Raw genomic sequence first — 18,643 nt, forward strand, 5'->3', positions numbered from 1 at the left:
CACCGACTCTCGTCAGGCCCCCTGTCGTGCCCGTGTGGTGGCGCTGTGCTGTGCCTGTGAGTGCGGTTGCGCGTCGGATTCGGGGGCGAGCGCGGGCAGATGGACGGTGAACACCGTGCGCCCCGGGGCGCTGTCCACGGCCACGGCGCCGCCGTGCGCGGCGGCGACGGCCTGCACGATGGCGAGGCCGAGCCCGGTGGAGCCGGTGGCCCTCGACCGGGCCGAGTCCCCGCGCGCGAACCGCTCGAAGACGTGCGGCAGCAGGTCCGGCGGGATCCCCTGCCCGTTGTCCTCGACGTCGACGCACATCCAGGGCCCGCGCCGCTGCACCCGCGCGGTGACGGTCGTACCGGGCGGGGTGTGGTTGCGGGCGTTGCCGAGCAGGTTGACCAGCACCTGCTGCAACCGTGCCGCGTCCGCCGTCACGAGGGCGGGCTCGTCGGGCAGTTCGAGGCGCCAGTTGTGGCCCGTGCCGGCCGCGCGGGCGTCGCTGACGGTGTCCACGACGAGCGGGACGAGGTCGGTCCGCTCGAACTGGAGCGGCCGGCCGGCGTCGAGCCGGGCGAGCAGCAGCAGGTCCTCCACGAGGAGGGTCATCCGCCCGGCCTCGGACTCGATCCGCCCGAGGGCATGCCGCGTGTCGGGCCCGACCTGCTCGCGCCCGCGCCGGGTCAGCTCGGCATACCCGCGGATGGAGGCGAGCGGGGTCCGCAGCTCATGACTGGCGTCCGCGACGAACTGCCGTACCCGCATCTCGCTCTGCTGGCGGGCGTGCAGGGCGCCGTGCACATGCTCCAGCATCCGGTTGAGCGCGGCACCGACCTGGCCGACCTCGGTGTGCGGGTCGCACTCGGACTCCGGGACCCGCTCGCTGAGGTTCACCTCGCCGGTGTGCAGGGGGAGTTCGGAGACCCGGGTGGCGGTGGCGGCGACCCGGCGCAGGGGGCGGGTGGCCACGCTGACGATGACCGTGCCGGCGAGGGAGGCGGCGAGCAGGCCCGCCACGGTGACACAGACCTCGACGACGATCAGGGTGTCGATGTTGTCGTCGACGTCCTTGGTGGGCAGGGCGACGTAGTAGGCGTCGGCGCCGTCGAAGCTCACCTTGTACCGGACGAGGTAGTCGCCGAGACCGGGGAGGCCGACGGTGTGCGGCTTGCCGTCCTTGGGCACCTTGGCGAGCGCCCGCTGCTGCGCCGCGGTGAGGTCGACGGTGCCCATCTTGCGGAACCCGCCGTAGCTGTCGTTCAGCTGCACGGCCTTGCCGGCGCTGGCGATCGAGCCGTTCTTCACGTACGCCGCGACGGTGCTGGGCTGCGTCGGGCCGTTGACGAGGAGGTGCTCGATCCACTCGCTGGGCGTGATGCGGGTCCTGGACGGGGAGAGGGGCGCGGTCGGGGCGCCTGGTTCCATACCACCAGGGGTCGGGAGCCGGCCGCCCGCCGCGCGCATGGCGATGTCGCGGACCTTTTCGTCCAGCTGGTCGTAAAGATGCGAGCGCAGCGCGAGCGTGGTCACGGTGCCGATCACCGCGCACACCACGGCGATCAGCACCACGGACGCGACGACGAGCCGGGTCAGCAGGGTGCGCGGCTGTCGCGCCCGGCGCGCCTGCGGACGCGGCCGTCGTCGCCCGCTCATGCGACGGCGGGCTTGATCAGGTAACCGGCTCCGCGCCGGGTGTGGATCATCGGCTCCCGCCCGGCGTCGATCTTCCGCCGTAGATAGGAGATGTACAGCTCGACGACGTTGGCCTGCCCGCCGAAGTCGTACGACCACACGCGGTCCAGGATCTGCGCCTTGCTGAGCACGCGCCGCGGGTTGCGCATGAGGAAGCGGAGCAGTTCGAACTCGGTGGCGGTGAGATGGATGGACTCCCCGCCCCGGGACACCTCATGACTGTCTTCATCAAGGGTCAGATCCCCGACGACGAGCACGGACTCCGACCGCCGGTCGGCTGCCCCGGCCCGCCGGATGAGCCCGCGCAGCCGTGCGACGACTTCTTCGAGGCTGAACGGCTTGGTGACGTAGTCGTCCCCGCCGGCCGTGAGCCCGGCGATACGGTCCTCGAGGGCGTCCTTGGCGGTGAGGAAGAGGACGGGCACGTCCGGCAGTTCGCGCCGCAGCCGCCCGAGGACGGCCAGCCCGTCCATGTCGGGCAGCATCATGTCGAGCACTACGGCGTCTGGCCGGAACTCGCGGGCCGCCTGCACGGCACCCTGCCCGTCCCCCGCACTCCTGATCTGCCAGCCCTCGTACCGGAGGGCCATGGAGAGGAGTTCGGTGATCGACAACTCGTCGTCCACCACAAGCACGCGGACGGGGCTCCCGTCCGGCCTCAGCAGTTCGGTGCGCCCCTGGGGCGAGGTCGTGGTCATGGTGGACACCCTGTCGGGATCCTCTGAGAGCACGCTTTCACGAGTCTGTGAATTTCCTGAGAAACACACAGGCGGTTCTCAGGGAGCATCTGGCAATCCCTTACGTACGCGGGTACTACGCCCGCAGGAACGCGTTGGCGTGCTCGACCCGGGCGATGTGGATCGAGTACTGCTCGTACCACTGCCGCAGCCCCTCCCGCTTGGCCGCGAGGTGTTCGGGATGGCGGCGCCACTGCTCGATACCGGCGAGGTCCCGGAAGTAGGCGACGGAGATGGCGAGTCCGCCGGGCGTGTGGGCGAAGTCCTCACCGAGGAAGCCGGGGATGTCCTTGACGAGGCCGGAGAGGTGGGCGGCGGTGCGCTGGTATCCGTCGGGGTCGTTCTCGGTGCGCAGGGAGGTGAACACGACTGCGTAGTAAGGGGGTTCGAAGGTGGGCGTGGGACTGACAGGGGCAACAGGCTGTTCGCTCATGTCGACCACGATGACCCGGCTGCCGCCCCGGGGTCCACGGACCTTGCCCAAAGGGATCCGTAAGGGATCCAACTCTTGACCCTTCGGGCCGGGAGATCAGAACAAACCGTCCTGCTCCTGCACGAACTCCCTGACGGGCAGGGCGAAATGGCCCGCTCGGGTGCCCAGGGGCACCAGCTCCCAGCCAGTCATGAGCCGCGTGTCCAGGACGACGACCCCGCGCCCGTCGACGGCCAGATGCAGATCGGGCCCGGCGGCGGCGACCAGCTCCCCGTCCACACAGCCGCCCGCGACGAGTTCGGTGACGGCACCGGCGGCGCGCGGGGTGCCGGCGAGGCCGAACGCCTGCACGTGATCGACAGGGAGACAGGGCTCCCGTCGCAACGATTCGGGCCATGCGTCGAGTTCGACGGCACGCTGGTACAAGGCCCGCACCTCCGCGGCCCGTTCGTCCTCCGTCCCGGGCAGCTGGGACCGCACGGCCCGCTTGTCCGCGTACGGGATCCGGTCCGGCACCTGAAGGGCGGCCCGCAGCAGCTCCTCGGTACGGCGGGCGGCCATCAGCGGGCCGCTGCCGAGCCAGCTGAAACAGACGGCACCCTGTTCGAGCAGCCGCGCCGGGCCCCGCTCCACGGCGGTGATCCCGACCTTGACCATGCCGGGACCGAACCAGGCCAGATAGACGCGGTACGGCCGTGGATCGTCGGCGATGGTGTCGGCGGCCACGGAGTGCGCCCGGTCCAGCCGCGCACACTCCTCGCACCGGGCCCCCGTACGCCGCCCCGGCACGGCAGCAGACACCGGACAGACATGCCCCCGCGCCCCCGCACACCGCCGCACGGCCCCCTCCGGCACGGCGAAGGCCACCCGCTTCCCCCACGACAGCGCACTGCGCCGCCCACCGTCCCACGCCAGCACGGGGCCGTCCGGCGTCCAGCGGAGTCCCGAGCACTTCCACATGTGTGCCATCACTTGTGAGGGTAGATGGCCAGGCAATATGTACCGAACGGCCCCCTCGGAGCGATCTCCGAGGGGGCCGTTTGTGTTCAGTACTGCTCGGTCTCCATGAATCCCGTACCCCCGTTGTCGTCCGCGTCGAAGGCGGCGGCGGTGGGGTCGAATCCGGGCGGGCTGTCCTTCAGGGCCAGGCCCATGCCGGCCAGCTTCGCCTTGACCTCGTCGATGGACTTCGCGCCGAAGTTGCGGATGTCCAGCAGGTCCGCCTCCGAGCGGGCCAGGAGCTCACCCACCGAGTGGACGCCCTCACGCTTGAGGCAGTTGTAGGAGCGGACCGTGAGCTCCAGCTCCTCGATCGGCAGCGCCATGTCGGCGGCCAGGGCGGCGTCCGTCGGGGACGGGCCCATGTCGATGCCCTCGGCGTCGATGTTCAGCTCGCGGGCGAGACCGAACAGCTCGACCAGGGTCTTGCCGGCCGACGCCATGGCGTCACGCGGACGCATGGCCTGCTTCGTCTCGACGTCGACGATCAGCTTGTCGAAGTCGGTGCGCTGCTCGACACGCGTGGCCTCGACCTTGTACGTGACCTTCAGCACCGGCGAGTAGATCGAGTCGACCGGGACACGGCCGATCTCCTGGCCCACCTGCTTGTTCTGCACGGCGGAGACGTAACCGCGACCGCGCTCGACGGTCAGCTCCATCTCCAGCTTGCCCTTGCCGTTGAGCGTGGCGAGGACCAGGTCGGGGTTGTGCACCTCGACACCGGCCGGAGGCGCGATGTCGGCGGCGGTGACCAGACCCGGGCCCTGCTTGCGCAGGTACATCACGACCGGCTCGTCCTGCTCCGAGGAGACGACCAGCTGCTTGATGTTGAGGATCAGGTCGGTGACGTCCTCCTTGACGCCCGGCACGGTGGTGAACTCGTGCAGGACACCGTCGATCCGGATCGAGGTGACAGCGGCACCCGGGATCGAGGACAGGAGCGTACGGCGGAGGGAGTTGCCGAGGGTGTAGCCGAAGCCCGGCTCCAGCGGCTCGATCACGAACCGGGAGCGGAACTCGTCGACGACCTCTTCGGTCAACGAGGGACGCTGAGCGATCAGCATGTGTGGATCAGATCCTTCTTTCGTGGACGCCCGCTATCTGACGCCGTGGTCTCCGAAGGGTAAGGGCGGTGCGGCCTCCTCACGAAGCCGAACCGCCCGGCCCCACCCGTCTGCCTGCGGGCCGGTCGGCAGGTTCAGCTCTTGCCGGAGTGGAGTCAACCGATCAGCGAGGTAGCCACCAGGGCGGTTCGTAGGCGCATACTGGGGGCAATGACAAAGCCTGCTGCACCGAAGCGTCACTTGCCCACCAGCCCCTTCAAGGCCCCGGTCACGTCGGCTCCGAAGCACTTCGCCGTGGGTGACCAGGTCACACACGACGTGTACGGCCTCGGCCGGGTGATCGGCATCGAGGACGGAATCGCGGCACTCGTGGATTTCGGCTCGGAGCAAGTGCGGATCTTGAGCCCGTACGCCAAGATGACCAAGCTATAGACCGCTGTGCCCGGTCACGGCACGCCAGGCCCCTTCAGGGACCTGCAACGAAAGCGAGACCTCTCATCAATCTGACGTCGCTGTTCTCTGCCCTGGAAGGGCAGTCCCGCTGTGCCACTCCGGCATCGCCGCCTCCGACGACAAACCCCTTCCAGGCCCCGGACTTCGGGGAAGACGAGGCCTTCCTGCCTGAGGAGGTGCAGGAGCCCGCCTGGGGCATGCGTGCGGCGTAACCCGAGGCCGCTTAGTTCCCACGCGCGCCGCGGCCCGGACACCTGGCCGCGGGCCGTCTCCGGTGCAATCCCGTGGCCGAACCTCTCCTCATGGAACTGCCGTCAAGGCAAAAGCCAGAGGCCCTGTGGATCACTCCACAGGGCCTCTGATCTGTTGTGCACTCGGCAGGATTCGAACCTGCAACCTTCTGATCCGTAGTCAGATGCTCTATCCGTTAAGCTACGAGTGCTTGTTCTTTTGTTTTTGTCTCCGTTCCCGGCCTTTCGGCCCGTCCCGGCGACAGGAAGAACATTACATGACTGCCGCCGTCATGTGAAATCCGATCCGCACACCCCTTGTGACCTGCGAAAACGCGGACCTGACCCATCTGGGACCCATCGAGCCCGGGAACGCCGAAGCCCCGGTCCTGGGGACCGGGGCTTCGGGATCAGGTGCGGAGGCGGAGGGATTTGAACCCTCGATGGGCTTTAAGGCCCAAACCGCATTAGCAGTGCGGCGCCATAGACCGGACTAGGCGACGCCTCCAGCACAACCGCTCACGCGAGCGCGCGATTGGTGCGTGCAGATGATGACACAGTCTAGTGCGGTGTCACCAATCGCCCCCCACGGTACTAGGGAGGAAGGCCACAGGGCAAAGGGCTTCCCCCGGCCAGTCGCGGGGGCGGCGGAACGTTCGCTGCGGGTGCGCGTTGGGCACGGCATGACTTCTGCGCTGTCGCGGTCCATCGCCTCGTCGTCCCGGGGCCTCGTCGCGGCCCTCGCCGGTTCGCTCGGTGTCCTCGGTGCCGGCGGCGCCCTGGGTGCCGTACCCGCAGCCGCTGCCGCCGGGCCGGGCTCCGGTGATCACCTCACTGTCGTCGTCCAGCACGCGGGGGCGGGGCGGGGGAACGGGACGTACGAGGTGTTCTGTCATCCGGAAGGCGGGCGGCACCCCGATGTGGCGGGGGCCTGCCGCCTCCTCGACGCGAACACTCGGTGGGGGCGGGACACCTTCGCCCCGGTGGCCCCCGGAACCGAGTGCACCATGCTCTACGGCGGACCGGCCACCGCCCGCGTCACCGGCACCTGGGCGGGACGCCCGGTCGACGCGACGTACGACCGCAGCAACGGCTGCGAGATCGGGCGGTGGGACCGGATGGTGCCTTTGCTGCCTTCGCTCGGTTCACCCACGTAGCCGGTTCATGACGGAACGGGCGGTGCCGTAGAGGTCCCGCGAAGGTCTGGGGGAACCGTCGGCGCGCCGGAGCATACGGTCACGTGTTCGCCTTCACTTCGTCGTGGGACCTCTCCCGCATCCGGCGTCGCGAGCGCAACTCATGCCCTTAGACTCCCTCGCGTGACAGCTCGCGGGCCGGTTGGCAAGATGGCCCGAGCGGTCGGCAAGGTGCGGTAACAGGGAGGAAGCGTCTCGTGAGCAGCAGGCCATCCCGAGGCGCTGCTCGCCTCGCAGCCATACTCGACGCGCTGCCGGACGCGTTGGTCCTGGTCAACGCCAACGGAACCGTCGTCAACGCCAACACCATCGCGCTGGAAGCCTTCGAGGCGCCGGGCACGGCGCTCGTCGGGCGCGGGCTGCTCGATCTGCTGCCGCAGTTCGACTCGCGGCTGATCCCGGGCTCCATGCGGCGGCCCGATCACATGGACCCGCACGGGCGGACCAAGCCCACCCGGATGATCGCGCGGCGGACCGACGGCTCCGAGTTCCCGGTCGAGGTCACCAGCGCGAACCTGGAGAACGGGCAGCAGGCGTACGACGGTTACGGCTACACCGGCGACGAGTTGCTGATGATCGTCGTCCGGGACCTGTCCGGGACCGTCGACACCGAGGCCGAGCTGGCCCGCTCACAGCGGCAGACCGAGATGATCCTGCGGGCCGCCTCCGAAGGCGTCGTGGGGACCGACACCGACGGGCGGATCGTGCTCGTCAATCCGGCCGCCGCTCAGATACTGGGCTACCGGGCCGGTGAGCTGGGCGGCAAGGAACTGCACGCCCTCGTGCTGCATTCGCGCGCCGACGGGTCCCCCTTCCCGTACGAGGAGTCGCCGCTCGCCGACACCCTGCGCTCCGGGCGCAAGCACCGGGTGCGCGGGCAGGTGCTGTTCTCCAAGGGCGGGGAGAAGGTCGCGGTCGACCTGACGACCGCGCCGGTGCGCGACGGCGACCAGCTCGTCGGCGCCGTGATGACCTTCGCCGACCGGCGGCCGTACGACACCCTCGCCGACGAGAAGGCCGCGCTGGAGAAGGCGCACGCCGACGAGCTGGAGCGGCTCTCCGAGGAACACGCCTCCGACCTCACCGCGCTGCGCCAGCAGCACGTCGCCGAGGCCGAGGAGCTGCGCGAGCAGCACCAGGAGGAGCTCGCGGCCGGCGAGGAGCGGTACGCCTCGCTCGCCGAGCGCGAGAAGGACCGCTACGACGCCCTCGCCGGGCGGCACGAGCAGCTCCTGACGCTGCTCGGGCAGTCGCTGCGCGGCCCGCTCGACCAGCTGCGGCGCGAGCTGTCAGCCCTGGCCGCGGACGACGCCGGGCAGCTGTGGCCCGAGGCCAACCAGGTGCTGCACCACCTCTCCGCGGGGTACTCCCGCATCACCACCCTCATCGACAACGTCCTCGGCTACCAGCGCCTCGACGCGGGCGCGGAGGACGTCACCCGTACGAAGGTGATGCTGGACGCCGTCGTCGCCGCCGGTGTGGAGGGGGCCGTCGAGCTGATCGGGCCGGGGCGGGTGCAGTTCGCCGTGCACGCGCCGCCCATCGAGGCCGAGGTCGACCCGCAGCGGCTCGCCACCGCGCTCGCGCATCTCGTGGCGGATGTGGCGGGTGTCGACGCGACCGGCAACTCGCCCGTCTCCGCGGGCGGTTACCTGGACAACACCGTCGTGGTCGCGGCGGCCCAGCGCGGCGAGGTCGCGCGGATCGAGGTGCGCGGGCCGTACGCCGGGGGAGACCCGGTCCACGAGCCGATCGTGCGCGGCATCGTCCGCGCCCACGGCGGGGTGCTCCAGACGCACGAGGTGCCGGGCATGAGCGGCAGCGCGTACGTCCTGGAAGTGCCGCTCGGCGGCGGGGCCGGGGCCGTTTCCGCGGGGGCGGGCGCCGACCGGAGCCAGGACGGCAGCGCGCACGACGAGACTCCGGCCGAGGGCACCGCCGCGGCCGGGCAGGGCACCGGTGGCGGACGTCGGCGCGGCCGGCGGGCCTCCACGGACGCCTTCCTGGAGAGCGAGGTTCCGGGCGGGTCCGAGGGCGGCGAGTCGGAGGCGGCCGTACCGACCGGGCGGCGCCGCAGGCGGGCCGGGGCGACGGCCGAAGAGCTGCCGCAGGCAACCCTTCACGGGGCCCTTCCGGGCGCGGACGGCGAGGCTGCCACCGAGACGTCCGGCGGGACCGGGCGACGGCGCGGGCGGTCCGCCGAGGGCGGCGGCTCCCGCGACGAGAACGGCAGTAACAGCAGTAACAGCAGTAACAGCAGCGACGACGGTACGGCGGCCGAAGGTGCCGTCGTGACCGCGGCCGAGCATGCCGCGGGAACCGCCGCGGCCGGTACGGGACTCGGCGGCGCCGTGCCGCCGCAGGGCGTGCCCGCCCCCACGGGACGGCGTGCCCGCCGCGACTCCGACGCACCGCAGGCCGCCCTGCCGCCCGCGCTGCCCGCCGCCGGGCCGGGTGCGGAGCCCGTGCCGGCCGAGGGTGGCCAGCCGACCGGACGGCGCCGTCGTGCGCTGGCCGCCGCGGCCGAGCGTGCCGCGGTCCAGGAGGCGGCCGGCCCGCGTCCGGTCTTCGCCCTGCCGCCGGCCGAGGCCGACCGCTCACCGCAGTCCGCGGACGCGGCGACGGGCATGGCGGCGGAGCTGCCTCAGGGAGCCGGTCCGGCCGGTCAGGCGGTGCCGGTGCCCGCGCAGCTGCCGGTGGCCGTCGAGCACGTCCCCGGTGACGACGGGCGGCACGACGCCGTACCGCTCGACCAGGCCGAGGACCACACCCCGCCGCAGCCGCATCCCACCAGCGCCCCGACCGGCCGACGCCGCCGGGCGGTGGCCCAGCCGACGGAGGTCGCGCAGCCGGTCGCCCCGCAGGGTCTGCCGGAGCCGGCTCCGGCGACGGCTCCGGCCCCCGCCGGTCAGGCGACCCCGGTCCACGGCGTCCCGGCGCAGGGCACGGTCGGGCAGGGCGTCCCCGTCCCGACCGCCGTCCCCCCGACCGCCGTCCCCCCGACCGCCGTCCCTCCGGCCGCCGTGTCCGCGCAGGGCACCCCGGCCGAGGGCGTACCCGTGCCCCCGGCCGGACAGCCCACCCCGGCCGCGGGCACCCTGGGCGGCGCCCAGCCACTGCCCTCGGAGGCCCAGGCGGTCCCGGCGGCGCAGGGCGTGCCGACTCCGGCCGCCGGTACCCCCGCGGCCACCGTCCCGCAGCAGTGGCCCGGTGCCGACGAGACCCCGGGCGCGGGCACCCCCGTACCCCCGGCCCCGCAGGCCGCGCACGCCCCCCAGGCGGCACCCGCCACCCCGGCACCGGGCACCCCGCTCCCGCCGGAGCACGCCGGTGTCCAGCCGCCGCGGGCCGCTCAGCCGCTGCCCGCCGAGGCCGCCGCGGCAGCCGTGATCGACCCGAACTCGACCCAGGGCCGGGCCATCAGCGTGCGCACGCTGGGGCAGGGTGTGCCGTTCGCGCGGCAGGCCGCGCAGGCGCAGCAGCCGACGGCGACCCCGCCCCCGCACGCGCCGAACGGTTCCGGCCGCCGCCGCAAGCTGGGCACACCGCCCGACCCGGCCGGCCGCCCGGAGGCACAGCCACAGCAGGAGCAGGAGGCCCGTCCGCATCCGTCGGCCGAGCAGCCGCCCGCGCAGCCGATGCCCGCGCAGCCGTCCCTCGCCGGTCAGGCGCTGCTCGTCCCGGGCGCCCCCGGCACCGAGGGCGCCGGACGGTCGTACGCCATAGGCGCCCCGGACGCGGACGCCGCCGAGGGGCCCGAGCCGCTGGACGGTCCCGGCGGGGCCGTCGAGGTCGCGGACACCCCGCGCCCGCAGCCGATGGACGACGAGCTGCCCCCGGAGCCGCTGGACAACCCGCGCCGGCTGCTGGTGTGGCCCGCGCCGGACGTGACGACCCAGCAGGCGCTGAGCGACCGCGGCTACCGGCCCGTCATCGTGCACTCGCGCGAGGAGGTCGACGCGCAGATCGCGGCCTTCCCCGCCGCGCTGTTCGTGGACCCGCTGACCGGGCCCATCACGCGTACGGCCCTGCAGTCGCTGCGCCAGGCGGCGGTCGCCGCCGAGGTGCCGGTGCTGGTCACGGCCGGGCTCGGGCAGGCGACGCGCGAGGCCGCGTACGGCGCCGATCCGGCCGTGCTCCTCAAGGCGCTGGCGCCGCGGGACAGCGAGCAGCACCCGCCGCGCGTCCTGCTCATCGAGGAGCACGCGGAGATCGCGCTGGCGCTGACCGCGACGCTGGAGCGGCGCGGAATGCAGGTGGCGCGGGCCGCGAGCGACGCCGACGCGGCGACGCTCGCGGGGCAGTTCCGGCCGAACCTCGTCGTGATGGACCTGATGCAGGTGCACCGGCGGCAGGCCGGGATCGTGGACTGGCTGCGCGCGAACGGGCAGCTCAACCGCACCCCGCTGGTCGTCTACACCGCCGCCGTCGACCCCGCCGACCTGCCCCGGCTGGCCTCGGGCGAGACCGTGCTGTTCCTCGCCGAGCGGTCCACCAGCGCCGAGGTGCAGTCGCGGATCGTCGACCTGCTCGCCCGCATCGGTACGAACTAGTACTCCAGCCGGACGGCTGGAGTACCAGGGCTCCGACCAGGGCCTGTTACCTGGCCACCAGCCTGCGGGCCGCCTCCTTGATCGAGGCCCGCAGGCGGGCGCGGTCGGTGTCCTCGGCGCCCGTGATGATGCGGCCCATCTGCGGTACGACGGCGATCCAGTTGGTCATGGCGACGATCAGGAACAGCAGGTCGCCGGGCGGGATCGCGTCCGTGACGACGCCCCGGGCCTGGCCGTCCTCGATCGCGGCGACCTTGCGGGCGTAGTGGTCCTGGCGCTGCGCCTCGTCGGGCAGTTCGGCGGTGCCGTACTCGATGCCCTCCCAGAAGAGCAGGCGCAGCAGCTCGGGATGGGAGGCGTGGTAGTCGAGGAGGTGGTCGACCCAGCCCTCGATGTCGTCGGGGTCGACGGGCACGGCGGCGGCCAGGTCGACCATGCACCTGCCGAGGACCTGGGTGAACAGTTCCGCCTTGTTGCCGAAGTAGGCGTAGATCAACTGCTTGTTGGCCTTGGCCGCGGCGGCGATGCGGTCGATGCGGGCGCCCGCGATGCCGTGCTGGGCGAACTCGGCGACCGCCGCGTCGAAGATACGGGCCTTGGTGGCCTCGGGGTCCCTGACTGCTGCCATGGGGACAGGGTAGGACCCGGCACGGCAAGTAACCAACTATTTGGTTGACACCGATCGGGAGGGCGACGCAGACTGTCCGGCAGACAAGCAACCAACCAGTTAGTTGGGAATGCTCATGCCGCAGACATCCGTCACCGCCACACATGAGGTCCGTGGGGTACAGGGGACTCGTGAGGTCCGTGAGGTCCGGCCGTACGCCGGGACCCGCACGGGCCGAGGCTCCGGCAACCCCGGCCTCCTCCTCGCCCTCATCGCCCTCTGCACCGCGGTCACCGCCGCGAACATCTATCTCGCCGCCCCGCTGCTCCCGCTGATCGCCCGCAGCTTCGGCGCGACGCCCTCCGGGGTGGCCTGGATCGCCTCGGTCGCCCAGTTCGGCTACGCGGCCGGCCTCCTCTTCTTCGCCCCGCTCGGCGACAGCCTCAACCGGCGGCGCCTGGTCGGCGTCCTCTCGCTGGTCGCCGCCGCCGCGCTCGCGGCCGGAGCCGCGGCGACCGGGACCACCGCGCTGGCCGCCGCCGTCCTGGTGGCCTCCGCGGCCACCGTCGTACCGCAGCTGCTGGTCCCGCTGGTGGCCGCCCGCGCCCCCGCCGACCGGCGGGCCCGCCATGTCGCCGCCGTCATCGCCGGGCTGTTCGTCGGCATCGTCGCCGCCCGCGTCCTCGGCGGGCTGATCGGGCAGGCGTACGGCTGGCGGGTGGTGCTGGCCGGCGCCGCCGTCCTGACCGCGCTGCTGGGCCTGGCCACCGCCCGGGCCCTGCCCCGGGAGGACCGCCCGCGCCGCAACGTCCCGCTGTTCGCCGGGCTGACCGCCCTGCCGGGCCTCGTCCGCCGCTCGCCCGACCTGTGGCGCGCCTGCGTCCGGCAGGCCGGGATGTACGGCGCGTGGAGCGCCCTGTGGACCTCGCTGGCGCTGCTGCTGACCGGCCCCCGGTACGGCCTGTCGACCGCCACGGCCGGGCTGTTCGGCCTGTTCGGGCTGTCGGCGAGCGCGGTGGCGCCGCTCGCGGGCGGGCTCGTGGACCGCTTCGGCGCCGCGAAGGTGGTCCGCTCCGCCTACCTGCTCTCCGCCGTCTGCGTCCCGCTGTTCTGGCTCGGCGGGCACGCGCTCGCCGCGCTGTTCGCGGGCGCGGTCCTGCTCCACGCGGGCCTGGTCGCCTCCCTCATCGCCAACCAGACCCTCGCCCTCACCACCACCGACACCCCCGCGACCGCCAACACCGCCTACATGGTGGCGAGTTTCGCGGGCGGCGCCGTCGCCTCCGCCCTGGCCGGGCCGGCGTACGACCACTGGGGGTGGAGCGGGGTGTGCGCGGTGGCCGGCGTGTGGCTGCTGCTGGGCTGGGCGAGCACGGCCGTGGGGGCGGGGCGCCGGGTACGGCGATGAGTCCCGTACGGATGAGTCCCCGACGGAGACGAGCGAAGCGCCCCGCCACGGTGGTGAGCGGGGCGCCCGTACGGCTGTGACCGTGCTTCAGAACGTGGTTCAGAAGGCGGCTCAGAAGGTGGCTCAGAAGGCGGCTCAGAAGGCGGCTCAGAGCGTGGTGATCTCCAGCTCGCCGTCCGCGTACTGCCGGCGCAGCACCTTCTTGTCGAACTTGCCCACGCTCGTCTTCGGGACCGACTCGACGATCGTCCAGCGCTCGGGGAGCTGCCACCTGGCGATGCGGCCCTCCTCGGCGAGGAAGGCGCGCAGGCTCAGGAAGTCGGCGCCGGCACCCTCCTTGAGGACGACCGTGGCCAGCGGGCGCTCGCCCCACTTCTCGTCCGGTACGGCGACCACGGCGGCCTCGGCGACGTCCGGGTGGGACATCAGCGCGTTCTCCAGCTCGACCGAGGAGATCCACTCGCCGCCGGACTTGATGACGTCCTTGGCGCGGTCGGTGAGGGTGAGGAAACCGTCCGGGGAGATCGTGCCCACGTCGCCCGTCTTCAGCCAGCCGTCCTCGCTGAACTTGTCGTCGGGGCGCAGGGGTTCGGCGCCGGGGCCGTTGTAGTAGGCGCCCGCGATCCAGTTGCCGCGCACCTCCAGCTCGCCCGCCGACTCGCCGTCCCAGGGCAGGCGTTCGCCGCCGGGGCCGGTCAGCCGGGCCTCGACGCCGGCCGGGAAGCGACCCTGGGTGAGGCGGTAGGCGAACTCCTCGTCGGTGCCGAGCGCGTGGGCCGGCGGACGGCACACCGTGCCGAGCGGGGAGGTCTCCGTCATGCCCCAGGCGTGGCGGACCCGCATGCCGAGCTCGTCGAAGGCCGTCATCAGGGAGGGCGGGCAGGCCGAGCCGCCGATGGTGACCTGGCCGAGGGAGGAGACGTCGCGGGGGCGGACGGTGAGCTCGCCGAGCAGGCCCTGCCAGATGGTGGGGACGGCCGCCGCGTGGGTCGGCTTCTCGGCCTCGATCATCTCGGCGAGCGGGGCCGGCTGCAGGAACCGGTCCGGCATCAGCAGGTTGACGCCGGTCATGAAGCTCGCGTGCGGCAGGCCCCAGGCGTTGACGTGGAACTGGGGGACCACGACGAGGGAGGTGTCGCTGTCGGTCAGCCCCATCGACTGGGTCATGTTGACCTGCATGGAGTGCAGGTAGATCGAGCGGTGGCTGTACACCACGCCCTTGGGGTCGCCGGTGGTGCCGGAGGTGTAACACATGGCGGCGGCCTGGCGTTCGTCCAGCTCCGGCCAGTCGAAGGTGGTCGGGCGGCCCGCGATCAGCTCCTCGTACTCGTGCACCTGCGCGGCGGCGCCGTCGAGGAGAGTGCGGTCACCGGGGCCCGAGACCACGATGTGCTCCACCGTGGCCATCTTGGGCAGCAGCGGCGCGAGCAGGGGGAGCAGCGAGCCGTTGACGATGATCACGCGGTCGGCGGCGTGGTTGACGACCCAGGCCAGCTGTTCGGCGGGCAGCCGCAGGTTGAGCGTGTGCAGGATCGAGCCGATGGACGGGATCGCGAAGTACGTCTCGACGTGCTCAGCGTTGTTCCACATCAGCGTTGCAACCCGATCATCCGGGAGGATGCCGAGCTCGTCCCGCAGGGCATTCGCCAGCTGCACCGCGCGTGCCCCGGCCTCGGCGAAGCTGCGCCGCTGCGGCTCGGCCTCCCCGGTCCAGGTGACGATCTGGGAGCGTCCGTGCACGGTCATTCCGTGCGTGAGGATGCGGGTGACGGTCAGCGGTACGTCCTGCATGGTGCTCAGCACGGAGTCCTCCCGGGGCGGCACTGCCTACTCGGTGGTAGGGGGATGGGCTGATTCTGCGCGCATACCAAGCGGTATGTCACTAGGTCCGGACGATGCATCACGTCACGTACCGTTCGGAATGTCCGCAGGCCCCGGGAAAGCCGCCCCTGCCCCGCCTCAGCGCGCGAGCCCCAGCTCGGGGTCCTCCCGCAGCTTGCCCAGCGCTCGGGACACCGCCGACTTCACCGTGCCCACCGACACCCCGAGCACCTCGGCGGTCTGGGCCTCGCTGAGGTCCTCGTAGTACCGCAGGACGACCATCGCCCGCTGCCGTGCCGGGAGCTTCATGACCGCCCGCCACATCGCGTCGTGCAGCGCCTGCCGCTCGGCCGGGTCGTCGTCGCCGGGCACGGGCTCCGGCTCGGGCAGCTCGTCGCAGACGAACTCCTCCACCCGGCGCTTGCGCCACTGCGAGGTCCGCGTGTTCAGCAACGCCCGGCGCACATAGCCGTCCAGCGCCCGGTGGTCCTCGATCCGCTCCCAGGCCACGTACGTCTTCGCCAGCGCGGTCTGCAGCAGATCCTCGGCGTCGCACGGGTTCGCGGTGAGCGAGCGCGCGGTACGCAGCAGGACCGGCTGGCGGGCCCTCACGTACGAAGCGAACGACGGGTACGACGGGGTCTGCCGCGCGGGTGCGGCGGCGGCCGAGGCGCTGGTGCAGACGGGTGTGGTCATGGCTCCACGCTAGGAGCGGCCCGCCGGCGGCGGATCGGCCGCAGGTCCCGAAGCGGAGTCCCCCTCAGGTTGTAGGGGTGGGGCCGGCTACACCTCCTGAAGGTGGACGGCAGTCCGGGCCGCCTCCGGGTTCCACCCCGAGGCGCCCCCGAGGAGGCTCAGCCGTCCGCCGCCAGGACCAGGCCCGACGTCGGCACCCCGGTACCGGCCGTCACCAGGGTCCGCGCCGCCCCGGGTATCTGGTTCACCGCCGTGCCCCGCAGCTGCCGCACCGCCTCCGCCACCCCGTTCATCCCGTGCAGATACGCCTCCCCGAGCTGGCCCCCGTGCGTGTTGAGGGGCAGCCCCTCCGCGGCCACGAAGTCCGCCGCCTCCCCCTTTCCACAGAACCCGAACTCCTCCAGCTGCATCAGCACGAACGGGGTGAAGTGGTCGTACAGGATCCCCACGTCGATGTCGGCCGGCCCGAGCCCGGAGGTGCGCCAGAGCTGGCGGGCCACCACGCCCATCTCCGGCAGGCCCGCCAGGTCGTCCCGGTAGAAGCTGGTCATCTGCTCCTGGGCCCGGCCCGCGCCCTGCGCCGCCGCCGCGATCACCGCGGGCGGCTGCGGCAGGTCCCGGGCCCGCTCCAGGGAGGTGACCACCAGGGCCTGGCCGCCGTCGGTCTCCTGGCAGCAGTCCAGCAGTCTGAGCGGCTCCACGATCCAGCGGGACGCCGCGTGGTCGGCGAGGGTGATCGGCCGGCCGTGGAAGTACGCCGCCGGGTTGGTCGCCGCGTACCTGCGGTCCGCCACGGCCACGTGCCCGAACACCTCCGGGGTCAGCCCGTACGTGTGCAGGTAGCGCTGGGCCGCCATCGCCACCCAGGAGGCCGGGGTGAGCAGCCCGAACGGCAGCGCCCAGCCGAGCGCCACGCCCTCCGCCGACGGCTCCCGGTGCCGCACGCCCGCGCCGAACCTGCGGCCCGAGCGCTCGTTGAAGGCGCGGTAGCAGACCACCACCTCGGCCAGGCCCGTCCCCACCGCGAGCGCCGCCTGCTGGACGGTCGCGCAGGCCGCTCCGCCGCCGTAGTGGACCCGGGAGAAGAACGACAGCTCGCCCATCCCGCAGGCCTGGGCCACCGTGATCTCGGGGCTCGTGTCCATCGTGAACGTCACCAGGCCGTCGACGTCCGCCGGTGTCAGCCCCGCGTCGTCCAGCGCCACCCGCACCGCCTCCACCGCCAGCCGCAGCTCGCTGCGCCCGGAGTCCTTGGAGAACTCGGTGGCCCCGATCCCGACGACGGCGGCCCGCCCGCCGAGGGAGTCCCGGGTGCGCACGCTCATGACGCGCCTCCGCCGGGAAGAACGACCGTCACGGTGCCGGTGACATGCCGGCCGATGGCGTTGGCCCCGATCACCCGCACCGTCGCCGTGTCCCCGTCGACCTCCTCGATCCGTCCCGTCAACACCATCGTGTCCCCCGGATAGTTGGGCGCCCCGAGCCGGATGCCGACCTTGCGGAGCACCGCCGTCGGGCCGAAGTGGTCCGTGACGTATCTGCCGACGAGGCCGTTCGTCGTCAGGATGTTCATGAAGACGTCCGGAGACCCCTTCTGCCGGGCCAGTTCCGCGTCGTGGTGCACGTCCTGGTAGTCGCGCGACGCGATCGCCCCGGCGACGATCAGCGTGCGCGTGACCGGGATCTCCAGCGGCGGCAGCTCGGCGCCCGCCCGCAGCGCCGCCGCCCTCCTGTCACTCCCCATCGGCGATCAACTCCCCCAGTTCCTGGAGTACTTCGCTCCCACAGCCCAGATAGGCGTCCAGCTGCCGCCCCCACAGGAAGTGCCGGTGCACCGGATGACCGACATCGGCTCCCGCCCCGCCGTGCAGATGCTGACCGGTGTGGACGACTCTCTGCCCGGCCTCGGACGCCCACCAGGCGGCGGTCAGCGCATGCGTGGCGTACGGCAGCCCCGCGTCCCGCCGCCAGGCGGCCTCGTACGCCGTCACCCGGATCGCCTCGGTGTCCAGGTGGGCGTCGGCGGCGCGGAGCTGGACGGCCTGCCGGGTGGCCAGCGGGCGCCCGAACTGCTCCCGGGTGTTCACATGCGCCACGGCCCGCGCCAGCGCTCCCGCGCACACCCCGGCCTGGAGCCCGGCGAAGGCGGTGCGGGCGGTGGCCAGGACATCGGCGTAGGCACCGGTGCCCGGACCGCCGAGGGGTTCCGCCGGTGCGCGGTCGAGGGTGAGCCGCCCCGCCGACCAAGGGGCCGTCAGCTCGACCGGGGTGACCCCGGCGCCCTCGCCGAGCGGGGCCAGCCACAGCCGCCGGTCCGCGTCGGCGACGAGCACATGTGTGGCGTCGCGCAGCCAGGGGACGGCAGGGACGGTGCCGGTCAGTCCGCCCGGCGCGGCGGCCCGCACGCCCCCCTGCGCCGGAAACGCCCCGCTCACCACCACCGAGCCGTCCTCGATGCCCGGCAGCAGCCGCTCCCGCTGCTCCGGGGTGCCGTGCGCGGCGACCGCCAGCAGGCCGTACACGCACGTCGTCGCGTACGGCACCTGGGCCGTCGTACGCCCCTGTTCCTCCAGGAGCAGCACGAGCCCGAGCAGGCCCAGGTCCGCCGCCGCGCCGACCAGGCCCGCCCCGCACAGGGCCTTGAACAGCTCCGGGTCGCTGCCGCGGCCGGCGGCCGTGAGCCGCTCGTGGGTGGCGAGGTCGTCGAAGATCCGCGCGGCCAGGTCCCGGGCCTCGGCCTGGGCCTCGGTGGGCGTGAAGTCCATG

At 72.7% G+C, this 18,643-nt stretch carries 15 protein-coding genes and 2 tRNA genes; 4 read left to right on the forward strand and 13 right to left on the reverse strand.

The window, feature by feature from the left end; translation table 11 throughout:
- Positions 1–12 precede the first annotated feature (12 nt).
- The 5 genes from ACWD35_RS05305 to ACWD35_RS05325 form a co-directional block, all read right to left on the reverse strand.
- Positions 13–1,641 (reverse strand): HAMP domain-containing sensor histidine kinase, encoded by a 1,629-nt coding sequence (locus ACWD35_RS05305; RefSeq protein ID WP_451349801.1) that lies wholly within the window; start codon positions 1,639–1,641, stop codon positions 13–15.
- Entirely contained in the window at positions 1,638–2,378 is a 741-nt protein-coding gene (locus ACWD35_RS05310) for a response regulator transcription factor (RefSeq protein WP_451349802.1), read from the reverse strand. Before ACWD35_RS05310 ends, ACWD35_RS05305 begins: the two co-directional genes overlap by 4 nt.
- A gap of 115 nt (positions 2,379–2,493) precedes the next feature.
- A complete protein-coding gene (locus ACWD35_RS05315) occupies positions 2,494–2,850 on the reverse strand; it encodes an antibiotic biosynthesis monooxygenase family protein (protein ID WP_451349803.1) in 357 nt (118 codons plus the stop codon).
- A 96-nt stretch (positions 2,851–2,946) separates the two neighbouring features.
- A complete protein-coding gene (locus ACWD35_RS05320) occupies positions 2,947–3,819 on the reverse strand; it encodes a DUF2797 domain-containing protein (protein WP_451349804.1) in 873 nt (290 codons plus the stop codon).
- Between the two features lie 77 nt (positions 3,820–3,896).
- The gene (locus tag ACWD35_RS05325) at positions 3,897–4,913 is read right to left on the reverse strand and encodes a DNA-directed RNA polymerase subunit alpha (RefSeq protein WP_451349805.1); all 1,017 of its coding nucleotides are present in this window, start codon (positions 4,911–4,913) and stop codon (positions 3,897–3,899) included.
- Positions 4,914–5,123: 210 nt separating this feature from the next.
- On the opposite strand from ACWD35_RS05325, the gene ACWD35_RS05330 reads away from it, so the two are divergent.
- The gene (locus tag ACWD35_RS05330; RefSeq protein WP_451349806.1) at positions 5,124–5,345 is read left to right on the forward strand and encodes a hypothetical protein; all 222 of its coding nucleotides are present in this window, start codon (positions 5,124–5,126) and stop codon (positions 5,343–5,345) included.
- 390 nt (positions 5,346–5,735) lie between these two features.
- Here the strand turns inward: ACWD35_RS05330 and ACWD35_RS05335 are convergent.
- Together ACWD35_RS05335 and ACWD35_RS05340 are read right to left on the reverse strand one after the other, a co-directional pair.
- A tRNA-Arg gene (locus ACWD35_RS05335) sits at positions 5,736–5,808 on the reverse strand.
- 205 nt (positions 5,809–6,013) lie between these two features.
- Positions 6,014–6,104, reverse strand: a tRNA-Ser gene (locus tag ACWD35_RS05340).
- 175 nt (positions 6,105–6,279) lie between these two features.
- On the opposite strand from ACWD35_RS05340, the gene ACWD35_RS05345 reads away from it, so the two are divergent.
- Positions 6,280–6,753, forward strand: a complete 474-nt coding sequence (locus ACWD35_RS05345) for an SSI family serine proteinase inhibitor (protein WP_451349807.1) — start codon at positions 6,280–6,282, stop codon at positions 6,751–6,753.
- Between the two features lie 236 nt (positions 6,754–6,989).
- The gene (locus tag ACWD35_RS05350; protein ID WP_451349808.1) at positions 6,990–11,345 is read left to right on the forward strand and encodes a PAS domain-containing protein; all 4,356 of its coding nucleotides are present in this window, start codon (positions 6,990–6,992) and stop codon (positions 11,343–11,345) included.
- A 46-nt stretch (positions 11,346–11,391) separates the two neighbouring features.
- On the opposite strand, the gene ACWD35_RS05355 is transcribed toward ACWD35_RS05350, so the two are convergent.
- The gene (locus ACWD35_RS05355) at positions 11,392–11,973 is read right to left on the reverse strand and encodes a TetR family transcriptional regulator (RefSeq protein WP_451349809.1); all 582 of its coding nucleotides are present in this window, start codon (positions 11,971–11,973) and stop codon (positions 11,392–11,394) included.
- Positions 11,974–12,088: 115 nt separating this feature from the next.
- Between ACWD35_RS05355 and ACWD35_RS05360 the strand changes: the two genes are divergently transcribed.
- On the forward strand, positions 12,089–13,360 hold the full coding sequence (locus ACWD35_RS05360; RefSeq protein WP_451349810.1) for an MFS transporter: 1,272 nt from the start codon (positions 12,089–12,091) through the stop codon (positions 13,358–13,360).
- Between the two features lie 147 nt (positions 13,361–13,507).
- Here ACWD35_RS05360 and ACWD35_RS05365 read toward each other — a convergent pair whose 3' ends face one another.
- The 5 genes from ACWD35_RS05365 to ACWD35_RS05385 form a co-directional block, all read right to left on the reverse strand.
- On the reverse strand, positions 13,508–15,184 hold the full coding sequence (locus ACWD35_RS05365; protein WP_451349811.1) for a long-chain fatty acid--CoA ligase: 1,677 nt from the start codon (positions 15,182–15,184) through the stop codon (positions 13,508–13,510).
- Positions 15,185–15,319: 135 nt separating this feature from the next.
- Complete coding sequence (locus ACWD35_RS05370) at positions 15,320–15,877, reverse strand: SigE family RNA polymerase sigma factor (protein WP_451349812.1); 558 nt, start codon at positions 15,875–15,877, stop codon at positions 15,320–15,322.
- Positions 15,878–16,035: 158 nt separating this feature from the next.
- Positions 16,036–17,202: a lipid-transfer protein gene (locus tag ACWD35_RS05375; RefSeq protein ID WP_451349813.1), complete on the reverse strand. Its 1,167-nt coding sequence runs from the start codon at positions 17,200–17,202 to the stop codon at positions 16,036–16,038.
- Positions 17,199–17,594 (reverse strand): MaoC family dehydratase, encoded by a 396-nt coding sequence (locus tag ACWD35_RS05380; RefSeq protein ID WP_451350061.1) that lies wholly within the window; start codon positions 17,592–17,594, stop codon positions 17,199–17,201. The genes ACWD35_RS05375 and ACWD35_RS05380 overlap by 4 nt, the downstream gene beginning before the upstream one ends.
- Positions 17,595–17,610: 16 nt before the next feature.
- Positions 17,611–18,642, reverse strand: coding sequence for an acyl-CoA dehydrogenase family protein (locus ACWD35_RS05385; RefSeq protein WP_451349814.1), 1,032 nt, complete (start codon positions 18,640–18,642; stop codon positions 17,611–17,613).
- Between the last annotated feature and the right edge of the window lies 1 nt (position 18,643).

Source organism: Streptomyces sp. NPDC002671 (assembly GCF_053592475.1).

Excerpts from the sequence above, each read along its gene's own strand:
- ACWD35_RS05305 (WP_451349801.1), bottom strand. The coding sequence starts at position 1,641 with ATGAGCGGGCGACGACGGCCGCGTCCGCAGGCGCGCCGGGCGCGACAG.
- ACWD35_RS05310 (WP_451349802.1), bottom strand. The coding sequence starts at position 2,378 with ATGACCACGACCTCGCCCCAGGGGCGCACCGAACTGCTGAGGCCGGAC.
- ACWD35_RS05315 (WP_451349803.1), bottom strand. The coding sequence starts at position 2,850 with ATGAGCGAACAGCCTGTTGCCCCTGTCAGTCCCACGCCCACCTTCGAA.
- ACWD35_RS05320 (WP_451349804.1), bottom strand. The coding sequence starts at position 3,819 with ATGGCACACATGTGGAAGTGCTCGGGACTCCGCTGGACGCCGGACGGC.
- ACWD35_RS05325 (WP_451349805.1), bottom strand. The coding sequence starts at position 4,913 with ATGCTGATCGCTCAGCGTCCCTCGTTGACCGAAGAGGTCGTCGACGAG.
- ACWD35_RS05330 (WP_451349806.1), top strand. The coding sequence starts at position 5,124 with ATGACAAAGCCTGCTGCACCGAAGCGTCACTTGCCCACCAGCCCCTTC.
- ACWD35_RS05345 (WP_451349807.1), top strand. The coding sequence starts at position 6,280 with ATGACTTCTGCGCTGTCGCGGTCCATCGCCTCGTCGTCCCGGGGCCTC.
- ACWD35_RS05355 (WP_451349809.1), bottom strand. The coding sequence starts at position 11,973 with ATGGCAGCAGTCAGGGACCCCGAGGCCACCAAGGCCCGTATCTTCGAC.
- ACWD35_RS05360 (WP_451349810.1), top strand. The coding sequence starts at position 12,089 with ATGCCGCAGACATCCGTCACCGCCACACATGAGGTCCGTGGGGTACAG.
- ACWD35_RS05370 (WP_451349812.1), bottom strand. The coding sequence starts at position 15,877 with ATGACCACACCCGTCTGCACCAGCGCCTCGGCCGCCGCCGCACCCGCG.
- ACWD35_RS05375 (WP_451349813.1), bottom strand. The coding sequence starts at position 17,202 with ATGAGCGTGCGCACCCGGGACTCCCTCGGCGGGCGGGCCGCCGTCGTC.
- ACWD35_RS05385 (WP_451349814.1), bottom strand. The coding sequence starts at position 18,642 with ATGGACTTCACGCCCACCGAGGCCCAGGCCGAGGCCCGGGACCTGGCC.